13 protein-coding genes and 5 pseudogenes are annotated in these 18777 nt (G+C 55.4%); 11 read left to right on the forward strand and 7 right to left on the reverse strand.

The window, feature by feature from the left end:
- Positions 1-158: 158 nt before the first annotated feature.
- Positions 159-494 (reverse strand): annotated as a pseudogene (locus SOPEG_RS07750) (NAD(P)H nitroreductase); the annotation flags it as partial.
- Between the two features lie 224 nt (positions 495-718).
- On the opposite strand from SOPEG_RS07750, the gene sppA reads away from it, so the two are divergent.
- The 3 genes and pseudogenes from sppA (at position 719) to pncA (ending at position 4422) form a co-directional block, all read left to right on the forward strand.
- Positions 719-2572, forward strand: coding sequence for a signal peptide peptidase SppA (sppA, locus tag SOPEG_RS07755; protein WP_025244913.1), 1854 nt, complete (start codon positions 719-721; stop codon positions 2570-2572).
- A 179-nt stretch (positions 2573-2751) separates the two neighbouring features.
- The gene (ansA, locus tag SOPEG_RS07760; protein ID WP_025244914.1) at positions 2752-3807 is read left to right on the forward strand and encodes an asparaginase; all 1056 of its coding nucleotides are present in this window, start codon (positions 2752-2754) and stop codon (positions 3805-3807) included.
- A pseudogene (gene pncA, locus SOPEG_RS07765) lies at positions 3764-4422 on the forward strand (bifunctional nicotinamidase/pyrazinamidase). Before ansA ends, pncA begins: the two are co-directional and overlap by 44 nt.
- 155 nt (positions 4423-4577) lie before the next feature.
- Here pncA and SOPEG_RS07770 read toward each other — a convergent pair.
- Positions 4578-4850: a YeaC family protein gene (locus SOPEG_RS07770; protein ID WP_025244915.1), complete on the reverse strand. Its 273-nt coding sequence runs from the start codon at positions 4848-4850 to the stop codon at positions 4578-4580.
- 48 nt (positions 4851-4898) lie between these two features.
- Positions 4899-5312 (reverse strand): peptide-methionine (R)-S-oxide reductase MsrB, encoded by a 414-nt coding sequence (gene msrB, locus SOPEG_RS07775; RefSeq protein ID WP_025244916.1) that lies wholly within the window; start codon positions 5310-5312, stop codon positions 4899-4901.
- A 342-nt stretch (positions 5313-5654) separates the two neighbouring features.
- On the opposite strand from msrB, the gene gapA reads away from it, so the two are divergent.
- Positions 5655-6653, forward strand: coding sequence for a glyceraldehyde-3-phosphate dehydrogenase (gapA, locus tag SOPEG_RS07780; RefSeq protein WP_038468430.1), 999 nt, complete (start codon positions 5655-5657; stop codon positions 6651-6653).
- A gap of 107 nt (positions 6654-6760) precedes the next feature.
- Positions 6761-7594: pseudogene (locus SOPEG_RS07785) on the forward strand (D-hexose-6-phosphate mutarotase).
- Positions 7595-7735: 141 nt separating this feature from the next.
- On the opposite strand, the gene SOPEG_RS07790 reads toward SOPEG_RS07785, so the two are convergent.
- The 3 genes from SOPEG_RS07790 to SOPEG_RS29270 all read right to left on the reverse strand — a co-directional run bounded on the left by SOPEG_RS07790 (position 7736) and on the right by SOPEG_RS29270 (position 9418).
- Complete coding sequence (locus SOPEG_RS07790; RefSeq protein WP_025244918.1) at positions 7736-8590, reverse strand: aldo/keto reductase; 855 nt, start codon at positions 8588-8590, stop codon at positions 7736-7738.
- A gap of 90 nt (positions 8591-8680) precedes the next feature.
- Positions 8681-9175 carry a MipA/OmpV family protein gene (locus SOPEG_RS29265; protein ID WP_257720382.1) on the reverse strand — a complete coding sequence of 165 codons (495 nt, stop codon included), beginning with the start codon at positions 9173-9175 and terminating at the stop codon, positions 8681-8683.
- A gap of 24 nt (positions 9176-9199) precedes the next feature.
- On the reverse strand, positions 9200-9418 hold the full coding sequence (locus SOPEG_RS29270; protein ID WP_236851659.1) for a MipA/OmpV family protein: 219 nt from the start codon (positions 9416-9418) through the stop codon (positions 9200-9202).
- 430 nt (positions 9419-9848) lie between these two features.
- Between SOPEG_RS29270 and SOPEG_RS07800 the strand changes: the two genes are divergently transcribed.
- From SOPEG_RS07800 to SOPEG_RS24315, 5 genes and pseudogenes are all read left to right on the forward strand, one after another.
- Positions 9849-11783, forward strand: a complete 1935-nt coding sequence (locus tag SOPEG_RS07800; protein WP_025244919.1) for a PrkA family serine protein kinase — start codon at positions 9849-9851, stop codon at positions 11781-11783.
- A gap of 36 nt (positions 11784-11819) precedes the next feature.
- A complete protein-coding gene (locus SOPEG_RS30200; protein WP_250635979.1) occupies positions 11820-12251 on the forward strand; it encodes a DUF444 family protein in 432 nt (143 codons plus the stop codon).
- Positions 12143-13099 (forward strand): annotated as a pseudogene (locus SOPEG_RS07805) (YeaH/YhbH family protein); the annotation flags it as partial. The gene SOPEG_RS30200 and the pseudogene SOPEG_RS07805, both read left to right, overlap by 109 nt.
- Before the next feature lie 956 nt (positions 13100-14055).
- Positions 14056-15786 (forward strand): potassium/proton antiporter, encoded by a 1731-nt coding sequence (locus tag SOPEG_RS07810; protein ID WP_025244920.1) that lies wholly within the window; start codon positions 14056-14058, stop codon positions 15784-15786.
- Positions 15787-16199: 413 nt separating this feature from the next.
- Positions 16200-17410 (forward strand): annotated as a pseudogene (locus tag SOPEG_RS24315) (IS256-like element ISSoEn2 family transposase).
- Between the two features lie 53 nt (positions 17411-17463).
- On the opposite strand, the gene SOPEG_RS07820 reads toward SOPEG_RS24315, so the two are convergent.
- A complete protein-coding gene (locus SOPEG_RS07820) occupies positions 17464-17763 on the reverse strand; it encodes a hypothetical protein (RefSeq protein WP_025244923.1) in 300 nt (99 codons plus the stop codon).
- Positions 17764-18149: 386 nt separating this feature from the next.
- On the opposite strand from SOPEG_RS07820, the gene SOPEG_RS07830 reads away from it, so the two are divergent.
- Positions 18150-18770, forward strand: coding sequence for a leucine-rich repeat domain-containing protein (locus SOPEG_RS07830; protein ID WP_025244924.1), 621 nt, complete (start codon positions 18150-18152; stop codon positions 18768-18770).
- Positions 18771-18777: the final 7 nt, after the last annotated feature.

Here is an 18777-nt window from a genome sequence, read left to right on the forward strand (position 1 = left end):
TACCTAATGATAAGCAACCGTCTTGAGCGCCACAGCATAGCATTTTACGCCTGCGGGCGCTGCGTCTTGCGCATATGCTGCGATACGCATCGCTGCCGGCGCGGGTCGAACATCGGCCGCCGACGCGCAATCAAAAGCGGCGCACGAAGGCGTCGGTAGCCGGCGGAAACCACCTGTTCCCAGCGCGGTACGTTACTTTGGCTATCGCAGTAGGCCACGACCGCGATAATCAACGGCGCGCGAAACGGCGCCTGTTTCGCTTTTTCAATGCCTTTGGGATCCATGCCGGCGTTAATCGCCGACTGGCTGAGCAACTCGCTCAGCCGAGTGCGGCCTTCGCCTTCGATGAGGATGAAGCGCCACGGTTGCAAAGCGCCATGGTCCGGCGCGCGCATACCCGCACGCAGCAGCAGGTCCAGCGCCTCACCGGCCGGCGCGGGCTCGGTTAAACGGGAAGCAGAGCGGCGATTTAGTAACAGTTCCAATGTATCCATGAGTTCACTCCTAAGGTAGAATAAGGCGTTAACGGTATCATAGCGCCCTGACCTGTAATAGCGTGCTACCGTTGTTGAGGGCGGCGGCAAACCCGCTTTTCTCCGTACGCCCGGGGCGAGGGCCTGAACGCGCGGCGGTAAGGTTTACCTGTAGCGTTTTTTAGAGCGCGGCCGAACAAATTTTATATTATGATTTTGGACTTCGCTGTTTTATTGGAGATCACATGCGCACATTGTGGCGAATTATTTCCGGCCCGTTTAAATGGGGCTGGCGTTTACTGAATTTTATCCGCGAATTTATCTTCAACGTATTTCTAGTGGTCCTCATCATCGTGGTGGTCGGGATCTATTTACAAGTGCGGCACACGCCGCCGACGCCGACAAAAGGCGCATTGGTGATGGATCTGACCGGCACCGTGGTCGATAAGCCGGCAATGAATAACAAAGTCCGTCAGCTCGGCCGCGAATTGCTCGGCGCTTCCAGCAACCGGCTGCGGGAAAATTCGCTGTTTGACGTGGTGGATACGCTGCGCCAGGCGAAAGGCGACGCCAATATCACCGGGCTGGTACTGTCGCTGAAAGATTTCGCCGGGGCGGATCAGGCCTCGCTGCAGTACATCGGTAAAGCGTTGCGTGAATTCCGCGATAGCGGCAAACCCATCTACGCCGTGGGCGACAGTTATAGCCAGGCGCAATACTTCCTTGCCAGCTATGCCAATAAAATCTATCTCACGCCCCAGGGCGCGGTGGATTTACACGGTATCGCCACGAATAACCTTTACTACAAAACCTTACTCGATAAGCTAAAGGTCAATAGCCACATCTTCCGCGTCGGCACGTATAAGTCCGCGGTCGAACCTTTCCTGCACGACAATATGTCCGACGACGCCCGCGAGGCCGATAGCCGTTGGGTAGGTCAGCTTTGGCAGCATTATCTGACGACGGCCGCGGCCAACCGGCAAATTACGCCGCAGCAGCTGTTCCCGGGCGCCCAAGCAATGCTGGACGGTCTGCGCGCGGTTCAGGGCAATACCGCGCAATTTGCCCTTAATAACAAATGGGTCGATGAAGTGGCGTCCCGTTCGGCGATTGACGACGCGCTGACCAAGGCTTTTGGCTGGAACAAGCGCGACAAAGCGTACAAAGGCATCAGTATTTACGATTATCAGCCGGCGACGCCGTCGCAGCAGGGCAGGCAAATCGCCGTGATCTTCGCCAATGGCGCCATTATCGACGGCCCGGAAACACCGGGGTCGGTCGGAGGCGACACTACCGCCGACCAGATCCGCGATGCCAGGTTGGATCCCGATATCAAAGCCATTGTGTTCCGGGTTAACAGCCCCGGCGGCAGTGTCACCCCCTCCGAAGTTATCCGCTCTGAGCTGGCCGCCGCACGCGCCGCGGGCAAACCGGTAGTGGTGTCCATGGGTGGCGTCGCGGCCTCGGGCGGTTATTGGGTCTCCACCCCCGCCAATTACATCATCGCCAGCGCCAGCACGCTGACCGGATCGATTGGTATCTTCGGGGTGATCAACACCGTGGAGAGCTCTCTTGACAGCATCGGCGTCCACACCGATGGCGTCGCGACCTCGCCGCTGGCGGATGTGTCGATAACCAAAACGCTGCCGTCGGAATTCTCGCAGATGATGCAGCTTAACGTCGAAAATGGTTATCACAACTTTATCGACCTGGTGGCGCAGTTCCGCCACATGACGCCGGAGGAAGTCGATAAGATCGGCCAAGGCCATGTTTGGATCGGTAGCGATGCAGCACAAAACGGCCTGGTGGACCAGTTGGGGGACTTCGATGACGCGGTAAGTAAAGCCGCCGAACTGGCGCAGTTGAAGCAATACCAGTTGAACTGGTATCTGGATGAGCCGGGCCTGCTGGATTTACTGTTTACGCAAATCAGCGCGTCGGTATATGCCGTACTGCCCAGTGTGATTCAATCCTGGCTGCCGGCGCCGGTTACCCAGGTGGTGGACCGGCTGAAGATGGATGCCGGCCTGGGGTTCAACTGGAACGATCCGCAAAACCGCTACGCGTTCTGTCTCTCCTGCGAGCAAGTGGTGCGCTAAAGGAGCCGGCGCCGTTACCGCATCGCAACGGCCCGGCGCGCCAGCGCCCTCGCCAACACCAACGCCCGGTCTGAACCGGGCGTTTTTTTCTGCTTGCGACGCGTTACGCCGCGGGCGGCTGGTGTTATTTAATAAGTGCCTTATAATTGGCGCAACTGCCCACTACGCGTCGCGCTCCCATGCAGAAGAAATCCATTTACGTCGCCTATACCGGCGGCACTATCGGCATGCAGCGCTCGGACAATGGCTACGTGCCGGTTTCCGGGCACCTACAGCGTCAACTGGCGCGGATGCCGGAATTCTACCGCCCCGAAATGCCGGACTTTACCGTGCATGAATACGTCCCGCTGATCGATTCATCGGACATGACGCCCGACGACTGGCAAGCCATCGCCCGCGATATCGCCGCCAACTATGACCGCTATGATGGCTTTGTTATCCTGCACGGGACGGATACCATGGCCTTTACCGCCTCGGCGCTGTCGTTCATGCTGGAGAATCTCGATAAGCCGGTCATCGTCACCGGCTCGCAAATACTCCTGGAAGCGCTCCGCTCCGACGGGCAAACCAATCTGCTCAACGCTCTGTATCTGGCCGCCCATTATCCGGTCAAGGAAGTCGGTTTGTTTTTCAATAACAAACTGTTGCACGGCAACCGTACTACTAAGGCCCATGCCGATGGGTTCGATGCCTTCGCCTCACCGAATTTGCCGCCGTTGCTGGAGGCGGGTATCCATATCCGCCGTCTTACGCCCTCACCGGCAAGCGCGGAAGGTGGCCCGCTTATCGTGCATCCCATAACGCCCCAACCTGTCGGGGTGGTCACCCTCTACCCCGGGATTTCCGCGGACGTGGTCGGCAACTTTCTGCGCCAGCCGGTGCGCGCACTGATTCTGCGCTCCTATGGCGTGGACAATGCGCCGCAGCACCCGGCGCTATTGCACGAACTTAAGCAAGCGGACGACCGTGGTATTGTGGTGGTCAATCTGACGCAATGTCTCTCCGGCCGGGTGGATATGGGCGGCTATGCCACCGGCAACACCCTGGCCCGCGCAGGGGTCCTTAGCGGTTTTGATATGACGGTGGAAGCCGCCCTGACCAAGCTGCATTTTTTACTTAGCCAATCGTTGCCCTACCAGGATATCCGCCGTCTCATGCAGCAGGATCTGCGCGGCGAATTGAGCAGCAGCGATGCATCAGGAGAAAGCCATAGCCAGAGCATTATTGTTGGTTGATTTACAAAATGATTTCTGCGCCGGCGGCGCCGCAGGGCGATGCGGTGATCCCCATGGCCAATGCGGCGCTGGTGCTGTGCGCCCGGCGGAGCATTCCCGCGGTGGCCAGCCAGGACTGGCATCCACGGGATCACGGCAGTTTCGCCATTAACGCGGCAGCCGGTCAATACGCTCGGCGTACTGGAGGGGCTTGAGCAGATTTGGTGGCCGGTGCATTGCGTGCAAGATACCCCGGGCGCGGACTTCCATCCCCGGCTTAACCGCACGGATCTGGCGGCGGTATTTCGCAAAGGCGAACAGCGCCATATCAACAGTTACAGCACCTTTTTTGACAACGGGCGCCGGGCGCAGACCGCCCTGGACGGCTGGCTGCGCGCGCACGACATCGACCGGCTGACCGTCTTGGGATTGGCCACGGATTATTGCGTGAAATACAGCGTGCTGGACGCCCTGCATTTGGGCTACGCCGTCGAGGTGCTCACCGACGGCTGCCGCGGCGTCAATTTGCAGCCGGAGGACAGCGCCGAGGCGCTGCGGGAAATGGCGCGCCGCGGCGCAGAAATGCTGACGCTGGACGCCTTCGCCGCGCGGCTGGAGACCTGCGAGGTTCGCTAACCCCCAAGCCCCCCCCCGCCGAGCGGATAATCGGCGCTTTGAAGCGCCTCGCCGACAGTCCGCCGAGACGCCGTTGCGTCCAGGGTGAGATCCCGTCGCGCGCTGAGCCGCCGGAGGCGCAAACGAAGCCCATCAGAGCAATCCGCGCCGGCGCCTTATTGGGGTTTCAGTACGTCGACGGTCCCGGCCTTCAGTTCTTCCAGCAAGGCACGCTTACTCCTCATAGTAATCTGGCCATCGGTACCGATGCTCATATGCTCGGGATGACGGTTATGACGCGACTGCCACAGCATAACCATCTGCAAACAGTTGGCTTGCTGCTCCGGCGTTAGCGCCACCCCGGCGGGCCATTTGCCCAATTCCACGGCCGTCATCAGCCGTTGATAAATCTCCGGCGTCATCGTCGCCAGAAGCGCTACAACATCCATTGCCGCACCTTTCATGTGGAATAATTAGCTAAATCGATAAATCTGGGCTTATCCGGCAACCTCTTCGCCGTTTTCACCGTCCTTGAAGCGCATAGAGGCGCTGTTGACGCAAAACCGCGTTCCGGTGGGTTGCGGCCCGTCGGGGAAAACATGCCCTAAATGGGCATCGCAGGTGCCGCAGCGGATTTCCACCCGCTGCATACCGTGGGTGTTATCCTCAAGGTAGCGGATGGCCTCGTCGCTCACCGGCTCATAAAAGCTCGGCCAGCCACAGCCTGATTCGTATTTCGTTTCGGAGTAGAATAGCGGCGCATGGCAAACCAGGCAATGGTACTGCCCCGTTCGATTATTTTCCAGCAGCTTACCGCTGTAAGGCGGTTCAGTGCCGCGTTGTTGGGTGACATAGCGCTGCATGTCGGTCATTGCTTCATCGGGTAATCGTGAGGGTGTATTATTGGCCATTGTTACACGTCTCTGGCGAGGGATGGGAAAGCTTTCCAGTAGAGCCATTATAACAAATAATTAACAACACGGCAGGCAATTTTGGCATAAACTCTATAATGAAATGTTGTAGCCGTGGAAATGTGATTCTTATCACAAATTGCAACTTCGCAGTTTATATTGGACGATGACGACCCCATATGAGCTGCAGGTGTGTTGACGTCAATTGCGTACATATCGTGCGCTGAACGGGGTGTGGATTGATTTGTCGCAACTATTGACACGATTCTGCTTGACGCTGCGCGAGGTTTTTGTAAATTTACAAGTAACCTTTTATTCATTATTAAATAGGTGGTGGAATATATGACTATCAAAGTAGGTATCAACGGTTTTGGCCGTATCGGTCGTATTGTTTTCCGTGCTGCGCAGGAACGTAACGACATTGAAATCGTTGCCATCAACGACCTGCTGGATGCGGATTATATGGCCTACATGTTGAAGTACGACTCAACCCATGGTCGCTTCAACGGCACCGTCGCCGTGGAAAACGGTCATCTGGTGGTAAACGGTAAAACCATCCGCTGTACCTCTGAGAAAGATCCGGCTAACCTGAAGTGGGGCGAGGTCGACGTCGACGTTGTCGCCGAAGCCACCGGTATCTTCCTGACCGACGAAACCGCGCGCAAGCACATCACCGCCGGCGCTAAAAAAGTGGTGCTGACCGGGCCGTCCAAAGATAACACCCCGATGTTCGTTATGGGCGTTAACCACAAAGCCTATGATGGCCAGGATATCGTGTCCAACGCCTCTTGTACCACCAACTGCCTGGCGCCGCTGGCCAAGGTTATCAACGACAATTTCGGTATTGTTGAAGCCCTGATGACCACCGTTCACGCCACTACCGCCACCCAGAAAACCGTCGATGGCCCGTCTCATAAAGACTGGCGCGGCGGCCGCGGCGCGTCCCAGAACATCATTCCGTCCTCGACGGGCGCCGCCAAAGCGGTAGGTAAAGTCATTCCCGAGCTGAACGGTAAACTGACCGGTATGTCCTTCCGCGTCCCGACGCCGAACATCTCGGTTGTCGACCTGACCGCGCGTCTGGAAAAACCGGCTTCCTATGAAGACATCTGCGACGCCATCAAAAAAGCCGCTGAAGGCGAGCTGAAAGGCGTGATGGGCTACACCGATGAAGACGTGGTATCTACCGATTTCAACGGCGAGAAGCTGACCTCCGTATTCGATGCCAAAGCGGGTATCGCGCTGAACGACAAATTTGTCAAATTGGTCGCATGGTACGATAACGAAACCGGCTATTCCAATAAAGTGTTGGATCTGATCTCCCATATCGCCAATAAATAAGTCTGGTGACCGGATGACGAAAGGGCGGCAGCGATGTCGCCCTTTTCTTTTACTCAGGAGGTATAACGATGTTTGACTCTCTTTTTGCGTTGCCCGTCAAATAAACCCTGTCGCCGTCTCTAACGCTACGCCAGCAAGATGAATTGCCGCTGGTGGTGGTCGAACATCCGCAGGTACGGGCGGCGGTGACACTGCAGGGCGCGCATCTTGTCGCCTGGCAGCCGGCCGGCGAAAAGCCGGTACTGTGGTTAAGCGAAAAAAGCGCCTTCCAGGAAGGCGTGGCCATCCGCGGCGGCGTACCGATCTGTTGGCCCTGGTTTGGTAAGGTTGCCACTCCCAACCACGGCTTCGCCCGCATCCTTCCCTGGGAATTAAGCGACCACAGCGAGGACGATAAACAGGTCCACTTGACCTTTACCCTGCGCGATAGCACCTTGACTGAACCGTTTTTCCCCCATCCGTTCACAGCTTAAGGCCCACTTTACCCTCGGGCAAACGTGCAGTATCGAACTGGTGGCAGAGGGTGAGTATCAGACGACGTCCGCGCTGCATAGCTACTTCACCGTGGGGGCCATTGGCGATATCCACGTCAGCGGGCTCGGCGACAGCTTTATCGATAAAGTCAACGGCGGCAAGGCTGAACAACAACAGGGCGATGTGACCTTCGCCGGCGAGGTGGATCGCGTCTATACCGCACCTGAGCCGACAAGCCTTATTATGATCCGGTGCTGGGGCGGGTCATCGAAGTTCACCATCAACACCATAGCGACGTGGTGGCCTGGAACTGCGGGCAGTCCCTTTCGCAATCGATCGGCGATTTCGCCGACGACAGTTATCTGAGCTATGTGTGCGTGGAGACGACGCGGGTGAACGATCCGCTGGTCAGTACGGCCGCGGCGCCGGCGCGTTTACGGCAGACGCTGCGCCTGCGCAAGTCCTAAGCCATCGCTGTGGCGGTGCCCAGCGCCCAGCAGACCGGTTTCTGGCGAATGCTGCCCCTGAGCAAGCTCGCCGCCAATGCTATGACGGCGCCCAATCCTGATCGTGCGCTAAAATCAGGCCCGCGATAGCGGGCCTTGGCTTTAAGCACTATTCAGCGCGGTCTTGCCCAGCGGCGCCGGAAAAGCCCGGTCCAATGCCACGAGGTGCTCGGCGGATAAGGTGATCGCTAAAGCGCCGGCGTTCTCTTTCACATGCGCCAGGCTGGATGCCTTCGGGATAGCCACCACTCCCGGTTCGCGAATAACCCACGCTAGCAGCACCTGCGCCGCGCTCGTCCCTAATTCAGCGGCAATGCCCTGCACCGCCTCGTGGTGCATCAACCCTGTACGTAATTTACCGGCCTGCGCCAGCGGGCAATAAGCCATTACCGGCAGCCGCCGCTCGCGGCACCAGGGCAGTAGATCATATTCAATCCCCCGCGAGGCCAAGTGATACAGTACCTGATCGGTCATGCACGCGTCGCCGCCCGTCAGCGACCATAGCTCTTGCAGATCCGCCACATCCAGATTGGACACGCCCCAGCGGGCGATTTTACCATCCTGCTGCAGCCACATCATCGCATCAACGGTTTGCGCCAGCGGAATACCGCCGCGCCAGTGCAGCAAATACAAATCAAGGTGGGCGGTCTTTAGGCGGCGGAGGCTATTCTCACAGGCGGTCAGGGCTTTTTGTCCGCCGGCGTTTTGCGGATAGACCTTCGACACCAGGAACACTTCGTCGCGACGACCGGCGATCGCCTGACCCACCACGCGCTCCGCACCGCCGTCGCCGTACATTTCGGCGGTATCGATAAGCGTTAAACCTAAATCCAACCCGGCGCGCAGCGCGCGCACCTCCTGCGCGATATCGCTATTACGCTCGCCCATATACCAGGTCCCCTGCCCAATGGCGGGAACGCAATGCCCATCGGGAAAGCGGATCTCTTTAACGCTCATAGTCCCTCCTGTAAAGATAAAATAGGCCCCCTGTTCTCCCATTGTGCAAACGGGGCGCAAGCGCCCCGTTTTAGTGCATGTCCTGCACCATCAGAAGCTGTAGGTGGTACCGATGCCCATCAGGCCGATAGATTGCCTATCGGTCATCGGACTGTCTTTCGCTTCATCGCTCATACGCAGATAGCGCGCCATCACGTAGGTGCGCCAGCTTTGGGTAATAGCATAGTTCACGGTCAGCTCCACATAGGGGGACCAGCCGTCGTTGGCATGATACTCACGCAGGCCGCTGCGGCTCACGCCGTAGTAATAGTTGTTTTGGTCTTCGCTAGCCCACATCGCGCCGATGCCCGGCACCAGGGTAAACCGGCCCTGCTGGATAGGGTACAGATATGACAAATCGGCGGTGAAACCATCGCTGTTATCCAGAATATCGCCCAAATATTCCGCGCGCACCACCCCCCAATCGGCGGTGTGACTGTAACGCAGTCCGGCCATCACCGTGGAGCGACGCTTGTCCAGGGCTTTCATGTCGTCATAATCATTTTTACTTGGCCGGAAATGCCAAGGCGCATAAACCGCCGTGATCGATAACTGATTCTGCGGGTCTTTTCACAGATAGTAGCCGGCACTTAAGCCTTTCACATACACGTACTGACTATCATAATTAATCTGCGGAAACGGCAGAACTTTATCATCGTCACCCCGGTAGGGGCTGGTGGCGTACACGGCCGAGACGCCGAGTGATAAATCGTCGGCCACGGCGGCCATTGGCGACAGCAATCCCGCGGTCAAAACGAGGCTAAGCGGTTTAAGAGAATGCGTTTTCACGAATGTATGTTTCCCGTTAAGAAAAAATATGCGCATACTGTAGATATAAGATAAAAGGTCGCGCGCGTAACGTACATCGGTTCATTTACAGACATATAAAATAACAAACATATTATATCTTAAATCTATATATGTCCTTTACATATCTTGCGCATTGCGCCGCAGACCGCGTGAGACGGGGCGTAGACGATAAAACGCAAACTGAGTCATTGAAATCTCTTCAAAAAAGGCGTTGGCTACCATGACAATTGTCGGATGCCAACTAAACTTTGTTGTAGAGGAGGATTAATCTGAGTCCGGTAGCATAAAAGTGCGAACAAGTTGGCATAGTGGTTGCTGTACTCAGTGAGCATCTTTTTTTCGGGAGCGGTTCTAGTATTATTTCTTAGCTCCCTTTTAACCTGTGCTAAACGTAAGGACGGGCATCGCTATGAACATATTTGACCATTACCGTCAGCGCTACGAAACTGCAAAGGACGAAGAGTTCACCCTGCAGGAATTCCTCACGATATGTCACCAGGACCGAAGCGCGTTCGCCAACGCCGCTGAACGGCTGCTGATGGCCATCGGCGACCCTGTGATGATCGACACTGCTCAGGAGCCACCGCTCTCCCGCCTGTTTTCCAACCGTGTGATCGCCCGATACCCGACTTTCGAGGAATTCTACGGCATGGAAGAGGCTATCGAGCAAATCGTTTCTTATTTGAAGCATGCGGCCCAGGGGCTGGAAGAGAAGAAGCAAATCCTATACCTGCTCGGTCCGGTAGGCGGCGGGAAGTCGTCTCTGACGGAGCGCCTGAAATCCCTCATGCAGCGGGCTCCCATCTATGTGCTTAGCGCCAACGGCGAGCGCAGCCCGGTGAATGACCATCCCTTATGCCTGTTTAACCCGCAGGAGGACGCGCATATTCTCGAGAAGGAATACGGCATCCCCCGGCGCTATCTCGGCACCATCATGTCGCCCTGGGCCGCCAAACGGCTGCACGAGTTCGGCGGCGATATCACCCGCTTTAAAGTCGTCAAAGTCTGGCCGTCGATTCTTGAGCAGATAGCCATCGCGAAAACCGAACCCGGCGATGAAAACAACCAGGATATTTCCGCGCTGGTGGGCAAAGTGGACATTCGTAAACTGGAGGACCACGCCCAGAACGATCCCGACGCCTACGGTTATTCCGGCGCGCTGTGCCGCGCCAACCAGGGGGTGATGGAATTCGTCGAGATGTTCAAGGCGCCTATTAAGGTGCTGCATCCGCTGCTGACCGCGACGCAAGAGGGCAACTACAACGGCACCGAAGGCATTGCCGCGCTGCCGTTCAACGGCATCATCCTGGCGCACTCCAACGAATCGGAGTGGGTCCAGTTCCGCAACAACAAAAACAATGAGGCGTTCCTCGACCGCGTCTACATCGTCAAGGTGCCCTACTGCCTGCGGGTGTCGCAGGAAATGAAGATTTACAGCAAGCTGCTCAGCCACAGCGAATTGTCAGAATCGCCGGGCGCGCCGGGTACGTTGGAAACGCAGGCCCGCTTCTCGATTCTGTCGCGGCTGAAGGAGCCGGAAAACTCCAGCATTTACTCGAAAATGCGGGTGTACGACGGCGAAAGCCTGAAGGATACCGATCCCAAAGCCAAGTCATATCAGGAGTATCGCGACTACGCCGGCGTCGATGAAGGGATGAACGGCCTGTCAACCCGCTTCGCCTTCAAGATCCTCTCGCGGGTGTTCAATTTCGACCACACCGAAGTGGCGGCCAACCCGGTGCATCTGTTCTACATGTTGGAACAGCAGATTAAGCGTGAACAGTTCCCGCAGGATGTGGCGGAAAAATACCTGGAACATCTGAAGGGCTACCTTATTCCGAAATATGCCGAGTTCATCGGCAAGGAAATTCAGACCGCCTATCTGGAATCCTATTCAGAATATGGTCAAAACATTTTCGACCGCTATGTCACCTATGCCGATTTCTGGATCCAGGACCAGGAATACCGCGATCCGGATACCGGGCAGCTGTTCGACCGCGAAGCTCTGAACGCCGAGCTGGAGAAAATCGAAAAGCCGGCCGGCATCAGCAATCCCAAGGATTTTCGCAACGAAATCGTCAATTTCGTCCTGCGCGCCCGCGCCAGCAACAACGGCCACAATCCGAACTGGACCAGCTATGAGAAGTTGCGGGTCGTTATTGAGAAAAAGATGTTCTCCAATACCGAAGAGCTGCTACCGGTTATCTCATTTAATGCGAAAACGTCCACGGATGAGCAGAAAAAACATGACGACTTTGTGGATCGTATGATGGAAAAGGGATATACACGTAAACAGGTGCGCCTGTTATGCGAATGGTATCTGCGGGTAAGGAAATCGTCGTAATACACGACGCGTAGACACTGTCGTCCGGAGGATATAATGGCCTATTTTATTGACCGACGACTTAACGGCAAAAACAAGAGCATGGTCAACCGCCAGCGTTTCTTGCGCCGTTATAAGTCTCAAATTAAACAGTCGATTGCCGGGGCCATCAATAAGCGTTCGGTTACCGATGTGGAAAGCGGGGAGTCGGTGTCGATTCCCAATACCGACATCAATGAACCCATCTTTCATCAGGGCCGGGGAGGCATGCGCCATCGGGTGCATACCGGCAACGACCATTTTGTGCAAAACGATCGCATCGAGCGGCCGCCCGGGCGGGAGGGGGCGGCGGCGGTCAGGGCAATGCCAGCCAGGACGGCGAAGGGGAAGATGAATTTGTTTTTCAGATTTCCAAAGATGAATATCTGGATCTGCTGTTTGAAGATCTGGCGCTGCCCAACCTGCAGAAAAACCAGCATAAGCAGCTAAACGAGTACAAAACGCATCGCTCTGGCTACACGTCAACCGGGGTGCCGGCCAACATTAGCGTAGTTCGCTCGCTGCAAAATTCGCTGGTCCGGCGCACCGCCATGACCGCCGGGAAGCGGAGTGCCATCCGCCTGCTGGAGGCCGAGCTCGATAGGCTAGCCAACACAGTGAACCGGTGCAGTTGCTGGAGCAAGAAAAGATCCGGCGCGAGATCGCGGAACTACGCCAGAAAATCGATCGGGTGCCGTTCATCGATACCTTCGATTTACGCTAATAAGAACTTTGAGCGTCGTCCAGAACCGTCCAGCCAGGCGGTAATGTTCTGTTTGATGGACGTTTCCGGCTCGATGGATCAGGTCACCAAGGATATGGCGAAACGTTTTTATATTTTGCTGTATCTGTTCCTGAGCCGCACCTACAAAAACGTGGATGTGGTCTATATCCGGCACCATACCCAGGCAAAGGAGGTGGATAAGCATGAGTTTTTCTATTCTCAGGAAACCGGCGGCACCATTGTCTCGAGCGCACTGAAGCTCATGAAAGAGGTCATCAAGGCGCGTTACGACCCAAATCAATGGAATATCTATGCCGCGCAGGCGTCGGACGGCGACAACTGGGCGGACGACTCTCCTCTGTACCATGATCTGTTGGCGAATCATCTGCTGCCAATGGTGCGTTATTACAGCTATATTGAAATCACCCGCCGGGCGCATCAGACGCTGTGGCGTGAATACGAAGACCTACAGGCGCGTTTCGACAACTTTGCCATGCAGCATATTCGCGATCAGGAAGATATTTACCCCGTGTTCCGCGAATTGTTCCAGAAACAACTCAACGAGAGCCGCTAATATTTCCACCAACAGCCAGCCCGGTCCGACTGGCTGTTTATTCCTGTTGCGTTTCACCGCCCCCTGACTTAAACCGCCCAGGTAACGCCTCCTGACGTGGCCCTCCAGAGAATGATAAGTAGGCGAGATTGCCGCGCCGCCCCGTTCAATGCCTTAACGCCGTGCGAAAATCAACTGGCCTGCGGCGCTAGACCGGCAACTGACGGCGTTTCGCCACGGGTTGATAGCGCCAAAAATGACGCTTTTTGATGGGTCATCGGAATTTACTTTCATATCAAATTATTGACTATATCTCATAATTAACTAGCTATCGTCCTGGCAGGGCCACGCTGCTGGGCTGCACCACTGCGTTGGCGCAACGGCGCACTCCTCATGGTGCCGCTCGCGCGCGGCGCTGCGGGTTACCAAGTTGCGCCAGAGTAGCACCCAACATGGTGCCGATCGCGCATGGCGCGGCTGTCGCCGTCCGCAGGACCCGGTCAGCAATGCCGTGCTTAACCACGCCAGGATGACGGCCGGCATAAACCCTGCGCGTGGTGCGATGAGGCGGCGGCTGAGGCGGTTGTCTCCTCGCTTCACAGGCATGAACGGCGGCGGACGGACCATCCCATGGTGCGGGAGTAAAAAGGCATTTTTGGCCCGTTGTGACAAAAAAAGCGCTTAAACGCCTTAAAAGAGATAAATACGAAAAAAACGACTTTTTTGTTGATAATAAAAAAGGTAGTTTAATCGAGTACCGGCCAAGGATCCGCCGGATCAGGTTTCCCGCCTCCCCCGCTCCCGTCGCGGGCTCCGACGGAGGACACGCTGGGCAGTAAGGTGAACTTCCCTCCCCTTTTCAGGTCTTGGTGCCGACGCTTTCAGCCAGACAGTCGCGGTAGGTATTTGGGGTCACGACGCCTCTGCGGGATAGGCAGAGACAGAGTATGAAATAAAAAATCAAAAGGAGACCGCGTTTGGACAGCAGCATCATTATAAGTTTGTTTATTATCGGTTCAATATTGGTGGGGGGGAGTATCCTGCTGAGCTCCTTTTCCTCACGTCTTGGCATCCCTATTCTGGTCATTTTTCTGGCCATTGGCATGTTGGCGGGAATAGATGGCCTGGGCGGCATCGCGTTTGATAACTATCCCGTGGCGTATCTTATCAGTAACCTGGCACTGGCGGTGATTCTGCTCGATGGCGGTATGCGTACCCGCGCCACCGCCTTTCGCGTTGCGCTTTGGCCGTCATTGTCGCTGGCGACGGTGGGGGTCATCATCACCGCCGGGTTAACCGGCATGGCCGCGGCCTGGCTGTTTGGGCTGGATATGATTGAAGGCATGCTTATCGGCGCCATCGTCGGTTCCACCGACGCCGCGGCGGTGTTTTCGCTTCTAGGCGACAAAGGCTTAAACGAACGTGTCACCTCTACGCTTGAGATTGAATCGGGCAGTAATGATCCGATGGCGGTGTTTTTGACCATCACGCTTATCGCCATGATTCAAAACGGGCAAACCCACCTTGATTGGCTGTTTCTGGTGCATCTTATCCGCGAATTCGGCCTGGGTGTCGTCATGGGCCTGGGCGGCGGCTGGCTATTGCAGCAGGTGATCAACCGCATCTCGCTGGCCAACGGGTTATATCCGCTGCTGGCGGTGAGCGGCGGCATTATGATTTTCGCTCTGAGCACCGCGCTAGAAGGCAGCGGCATTCTGGCGGTCTATTTGTGCGGCTTTGCCTTGGGCAACCGGCCGATACGCAACCGATACGGTATTTTACAAACGTTTGACGGCATGGCCTGGCTGAGCCAGATCTGCATGTTTTTGGTGCTGGGTCTTTTAGTCACCCCCAGCGACTTATGGATGATCGCCATTCCGGCGCTCATCTTGTCGCTGTGGCTGATGCTGGTAGCGCGTCCGCTGTCGATTTTTGTCGGTCTGCTGCCGTTTCGCAACTACACCACCCTCGAGCGGTTTTTTCTCTCCTGGGTCGGCCTGCGCGGCGCGGTGCCGATTATTTTGGCGGTATTTCCAATGATGGCGGGCCTGGACAACGCGCGGCTCTATTTTAATGTGGCGTTCTTTATCGTCCTGATTTCCCTGCTGCTCCAGGGCACCTCGCTGGGCTTCGCCGCCCGCCTGGCGAAAGTGGTTGTGCCGCCGACTGCGTCGCCCATTTCCCGCGTGGGGATGGATATCCATCCCGAGAACCCCTGGGAGCAGTTTATTTATCAGTTGGGGTATGAAAACTGGTGCGTGGGCGCGGCGCTGCGCGATCTGAAAATGCCCCGCCATACGCGCATCGCCGCGCTGTTTCGCGACAATGTACTGCTTCACCTTACCGCCAACACCCGGCTGCGCGAAGGAGATGTGCTTTGCGTCATCGGTCGGGAGCGCGATTTGCCCGCGTTGGGCAGGCTGTTTAGCCAATCGCCGCCCGTCGCGCTGGATCAGCGCTTTTTCGGGGATTTTATACTGGAAGCCGACGCCCACTTGCGCGATGTTTCCTCTATCTACGGACTGGAATTCGCTGGCGAAGTGGATGGCGAGCTGACGCTTGGCCAGTTTGTCATGGCGTTGCTGGGCGGGGGCGAACCGGTGGTGGGGGATAATGTGGTGGCGGAAGGCGTAGTCTGGACTATTGCGGAAAAAGACGAGCATCAGGTAAGCAAAATCGGTATCAAGATTGCCGACGATGCGGCATGAAACCGCAGCCGCACGCGTGTGTAGCGATGCAAAATATTCTGGACTAATTTGCAAACAATTCTGGACTCCCTAAAACCCTAAAAAATAGCTATTTTGGACAGTCCAGAATTGGTTACAAAATTTATAGCTAAGGTAGACGTCAATGTAGTTATCGTATCTGTTAAGTTATGCAGCGAGAGATTTCTGCTCCCGATTTAGCCAAACTTCGTCCTGACAACTCCGGTTCCGTGTTTGACCTGACCACAGGTTAGATTACGGATTTTGACGGTCACACAGATCTATTTTCGCTTCTCCAGCGACTCCCCATTTTCTGCGGAGATACAGCTGATTGGGGAGTCACAGAGCCTGTTTAGAAATTTGTGTATTTGCCTGATTTTGATATGTTCAATCCAACATCAAAAACAGGTTAATTTATGGACGAAAAACAGTTGCAGGCTCTGGCTAACGAACTGGCCAAAAATCTCAAAACCCCTGAAGATCTCGGTCACTTCGATCGGCTGCTGAAAAAAATCAGCGTCGAAGCAGCTCTCAATGCCGAAATGACCCATCACCTCGGCTACGATAAAAATCAGCCTAAACCGGGGACCAACGCCCGCAACGGCTATTCCACAAAAACCGTTACCACTGGCGATGGCCCGCTGGCGCTGCGTACTCCGCGCGATCGTGACGGTTCCTTTGAACCGCAACTGGTGAAGAAGAACCAGACCCGGATTACCGGGATGGATAACCAGATTTTATCGTTGTACGCCAAAGGGATGACCACCCGCGAGATCGCCGCCGCGTTCAAAGAGCTGTATAACGCCGATGCCTCGCCGGCGCTGGTCTCAAAGGTCACCGATGCGGTCATGGAGCAGGTTGTCGAATGGCAAAACCGGCCTCTGGATGCAGTCTATCCCATTGTTTATCTTGACTGTATCGTTCTAAAAGTCCGGCAGGACAGCCGCATCATCAACAAATCTGTGTTCCTGGCGCTGGGCATCAACATCCGAAGGCCAGAAAGAGTTGCTAGGTATGTGGCTGGCCGAAAATGAAGGCGCAAAGTTCTGGCTGAACGTGCTGACAGAGCTGAAAAACCGCGGCCTGAACGATATCCTTATCGCCTGCGTAGACGGGCTGAAAGGCTTCCCTGACGCTATTAACGCGGTGTATCCGGAGGCGCGGCTCCAGCTGTGTATCGTGCATATGGTGCGCAACAGCCTGCGGTTCGTCTCCTGGAAGGACTACAAGGCCGTCACCCGCGACCTGAAAGCTTATCTATCAGGCCCCTACGGAAGAAGCCGGCTTGCAGGCGCTGGAAGCGTTCTCCAGTGCCTGGGACATCCGCTACCCGCAAATAAGTCGAAGCTGGCAGGCAAACTGGGCCAATCTGGCCACGTTCTTTGCCTACCCAACGGACATCCGCAAGGTGATCTACACGACCAACGCCATCGAGTCGTTAAACAGCGTGATCCGGCATGCCATCAAAAAGCGCAAGGTGTTCCCGACCGACGACGCAGTGAAAAGGGTGGTGTGGCTGGCGATACAGGCGGCCTCACAGAAATGGACAATGCCTTTTAGGGACTGGCGCATGGCAATGAGCCGCTTTATTATCGAGTTCGGTGACCGCCTGGACGGTCACTTCTGAGAAAAGGCATTTACACAGAATCCGGTACGGGCTCCGCGGGTGTATGGCTGAAGCTATTTCAGCACTTTCAAAATAGCGGTCATGAGGCCAACGGCAGCAATCAGCATCCCTCCGACACGAACCGTCATCTGTAATCCCAGCTTATCAAACCTGTTAGCAATATCCTTACGGACATCGGCTATCTCTGCGGATAAGTCCTTACGGACATCGTCAAGGTCACGCTTGGTAGCCACACCCGCCACCTCATGAGACTTACGGACGGCAATAGAAATCGCCTTGGCCTGGTCTTTCGGCAACCCGGCGTTTTCCAGTGTCTCAACGAATTCTTGAGTATCAAATGCGACTTGGCCCATGGGGAAGTCCTCCTGTTTATGCCAAGTGTAGCGTATCCACCACATCAACGGAAGGAGTAACACCAATGGCTCCGGCATTTCCAAGCATTTATGGTGCTAACTATTCAACACAAAACGGAAGGTTCTTTCAACGACGAGGCGATATCTGGATACAGATTGAACGATATCTGCCATGTGCCACTGGAACTCTAAATGAACCGCTTGAGGCAACGGCCCTTCGTTGGCTAAACGAACTGGAGAACGGAACGCTCAAGACCAAACAAGCCATCGGAAGTACGGGAGCTACCAAGACCGCTGTATACAAGCTAACCGAAGGTGGCCTCAAAAATAGTTCACCTATGAAGTTTACAAAGTAATTAACTACATCAACGAAAGGAGTTACCTCCATGAACATGAATGACTTCATTGAAATGTTGCAGAAAAAGAAGGTCCCGTACTCCATTGACGGAGATAAGATTTTCGTCAATGGAAACCTCAATCTCCATGATGCGAGCATTACCAATTTACCGGACAACCTGAGTGTTAGAGGCTGGCTTGATCTCCGCGGTACAAGCATAACCAGCTTGCCGGACAATTTGAGTGTTGATGGCAGCCTTTACCTCCGCGGTGCAAGCATAACCAGTCTACCGAATGGTCTGAGTGTTGGCGGTGATCTTGGTCTCAGCCGCACAGGCATTACCCGCCTACCGGAAAACTTGAGCGTCGGTGGCAGTATTGACCTCTGCTATACGGGCATTTTTATCTTGCCGGATAACCTTGAAGTTTATGGGTCAATATATTTACAGCCCAACAGAATAACCAACATTGTCTATCGTGAATTCTGGAAACATGACTATTACACGGTTTTTGCTGCTTGGCTAAATGGCGCGTACTGCGTTGTTGTTAACGAAAAGATTTACACATTGAAAGAGTTTGACGGCGAATCAGTAATAGCAGATGTCGAACAGGCGGCGCGGGAATGCGTGGCTGAATTAGAGCAACGCAGGAAAACCGGGGGTGCGGCATGAAGTCCTT

The organism is Candidatus Sodalis pierantonius str. SOPE (assembly GCF_000517405.1).
Taxonomy (GTDB): Bacteria; Pseudomonadota; Gammaproteobacteria; order Enterobacterales; family Enterobacteriaceae; genus Sodalis_C; species Sodalis_C pierantonii.

Excerpts from the sequence above, each read along its gene's own strand:
- sppA (WP_025244913.1), top strand. The coding sequence starts at position 719 with ATGCGCACATTGTGGCGAATTATTTCCGGCCCGTTTAAATGGGGCTGG.
- ansA (WP_025244914.1), top strand. The coding sequence starts at position 2,752 with ATGCAGAAGAAATCCATTTACGTCGCCTATACCGGCGGCACTATCGGC.
- SOPEG_RS07770 (WP_025244915.1), bottom strand. The coding sequence starts at position 4,850 with ATGGATGTTGTAGCGCTTCTGGCGACGATGACGCCGGAGATTTATCAA.
- msrB (WP_025244916.1), bottom strand. The coding sequence starts at position 5,312 with ATGGCCAATAATACACCCTCACGATTACCCGATGAAGCAATGACCGAC.
- gapA (WP_038468430.1), top strand. The coding sequence starts at position 5,655 with ATGACTATCAAAGTAGGTATCAACGGTTTTGGCCGTATCGGTCGTATT.
- SOPEG_RS07790 (WP_025244918.1), bottom strand. The coding sequence starts at position 8,590 with ATGAGCGTTAAAGAGATCCGCTTTCCCGATGGGCATTGCGTTCCCGCC.
- SOPEG_RS07800 (WP_025244919.1), top strand. The coding sequence starts at position 9,849 with ATGAACATATTTGACCATTACCGTCAGCGCTACGAAACTGCAAAGGAC.
- SOPEG_RS30200 (WP_250635979.1), top strand. The coding sequence starts at position 11,820 with ATGGCCTATTTTATTGACCGACGACTTAACGGCAAAAACAAGAGCATG.
- SOPEG_RS07820 (WP_025244923.1), bottom strand. The coding sequence starts at position 17,763 with ATGGGCCAAGTCGCATTTGATACTCAAGAATTCGTTGAGACACTGGAA.
- SOPEG_RS07830 (WP_025244924.1), top strand. The coding sequence starts at position 18,150 with ATGAACATGAATGACTTCATTGAAATGTTGCAGAAAAAGAAGGTCCCG.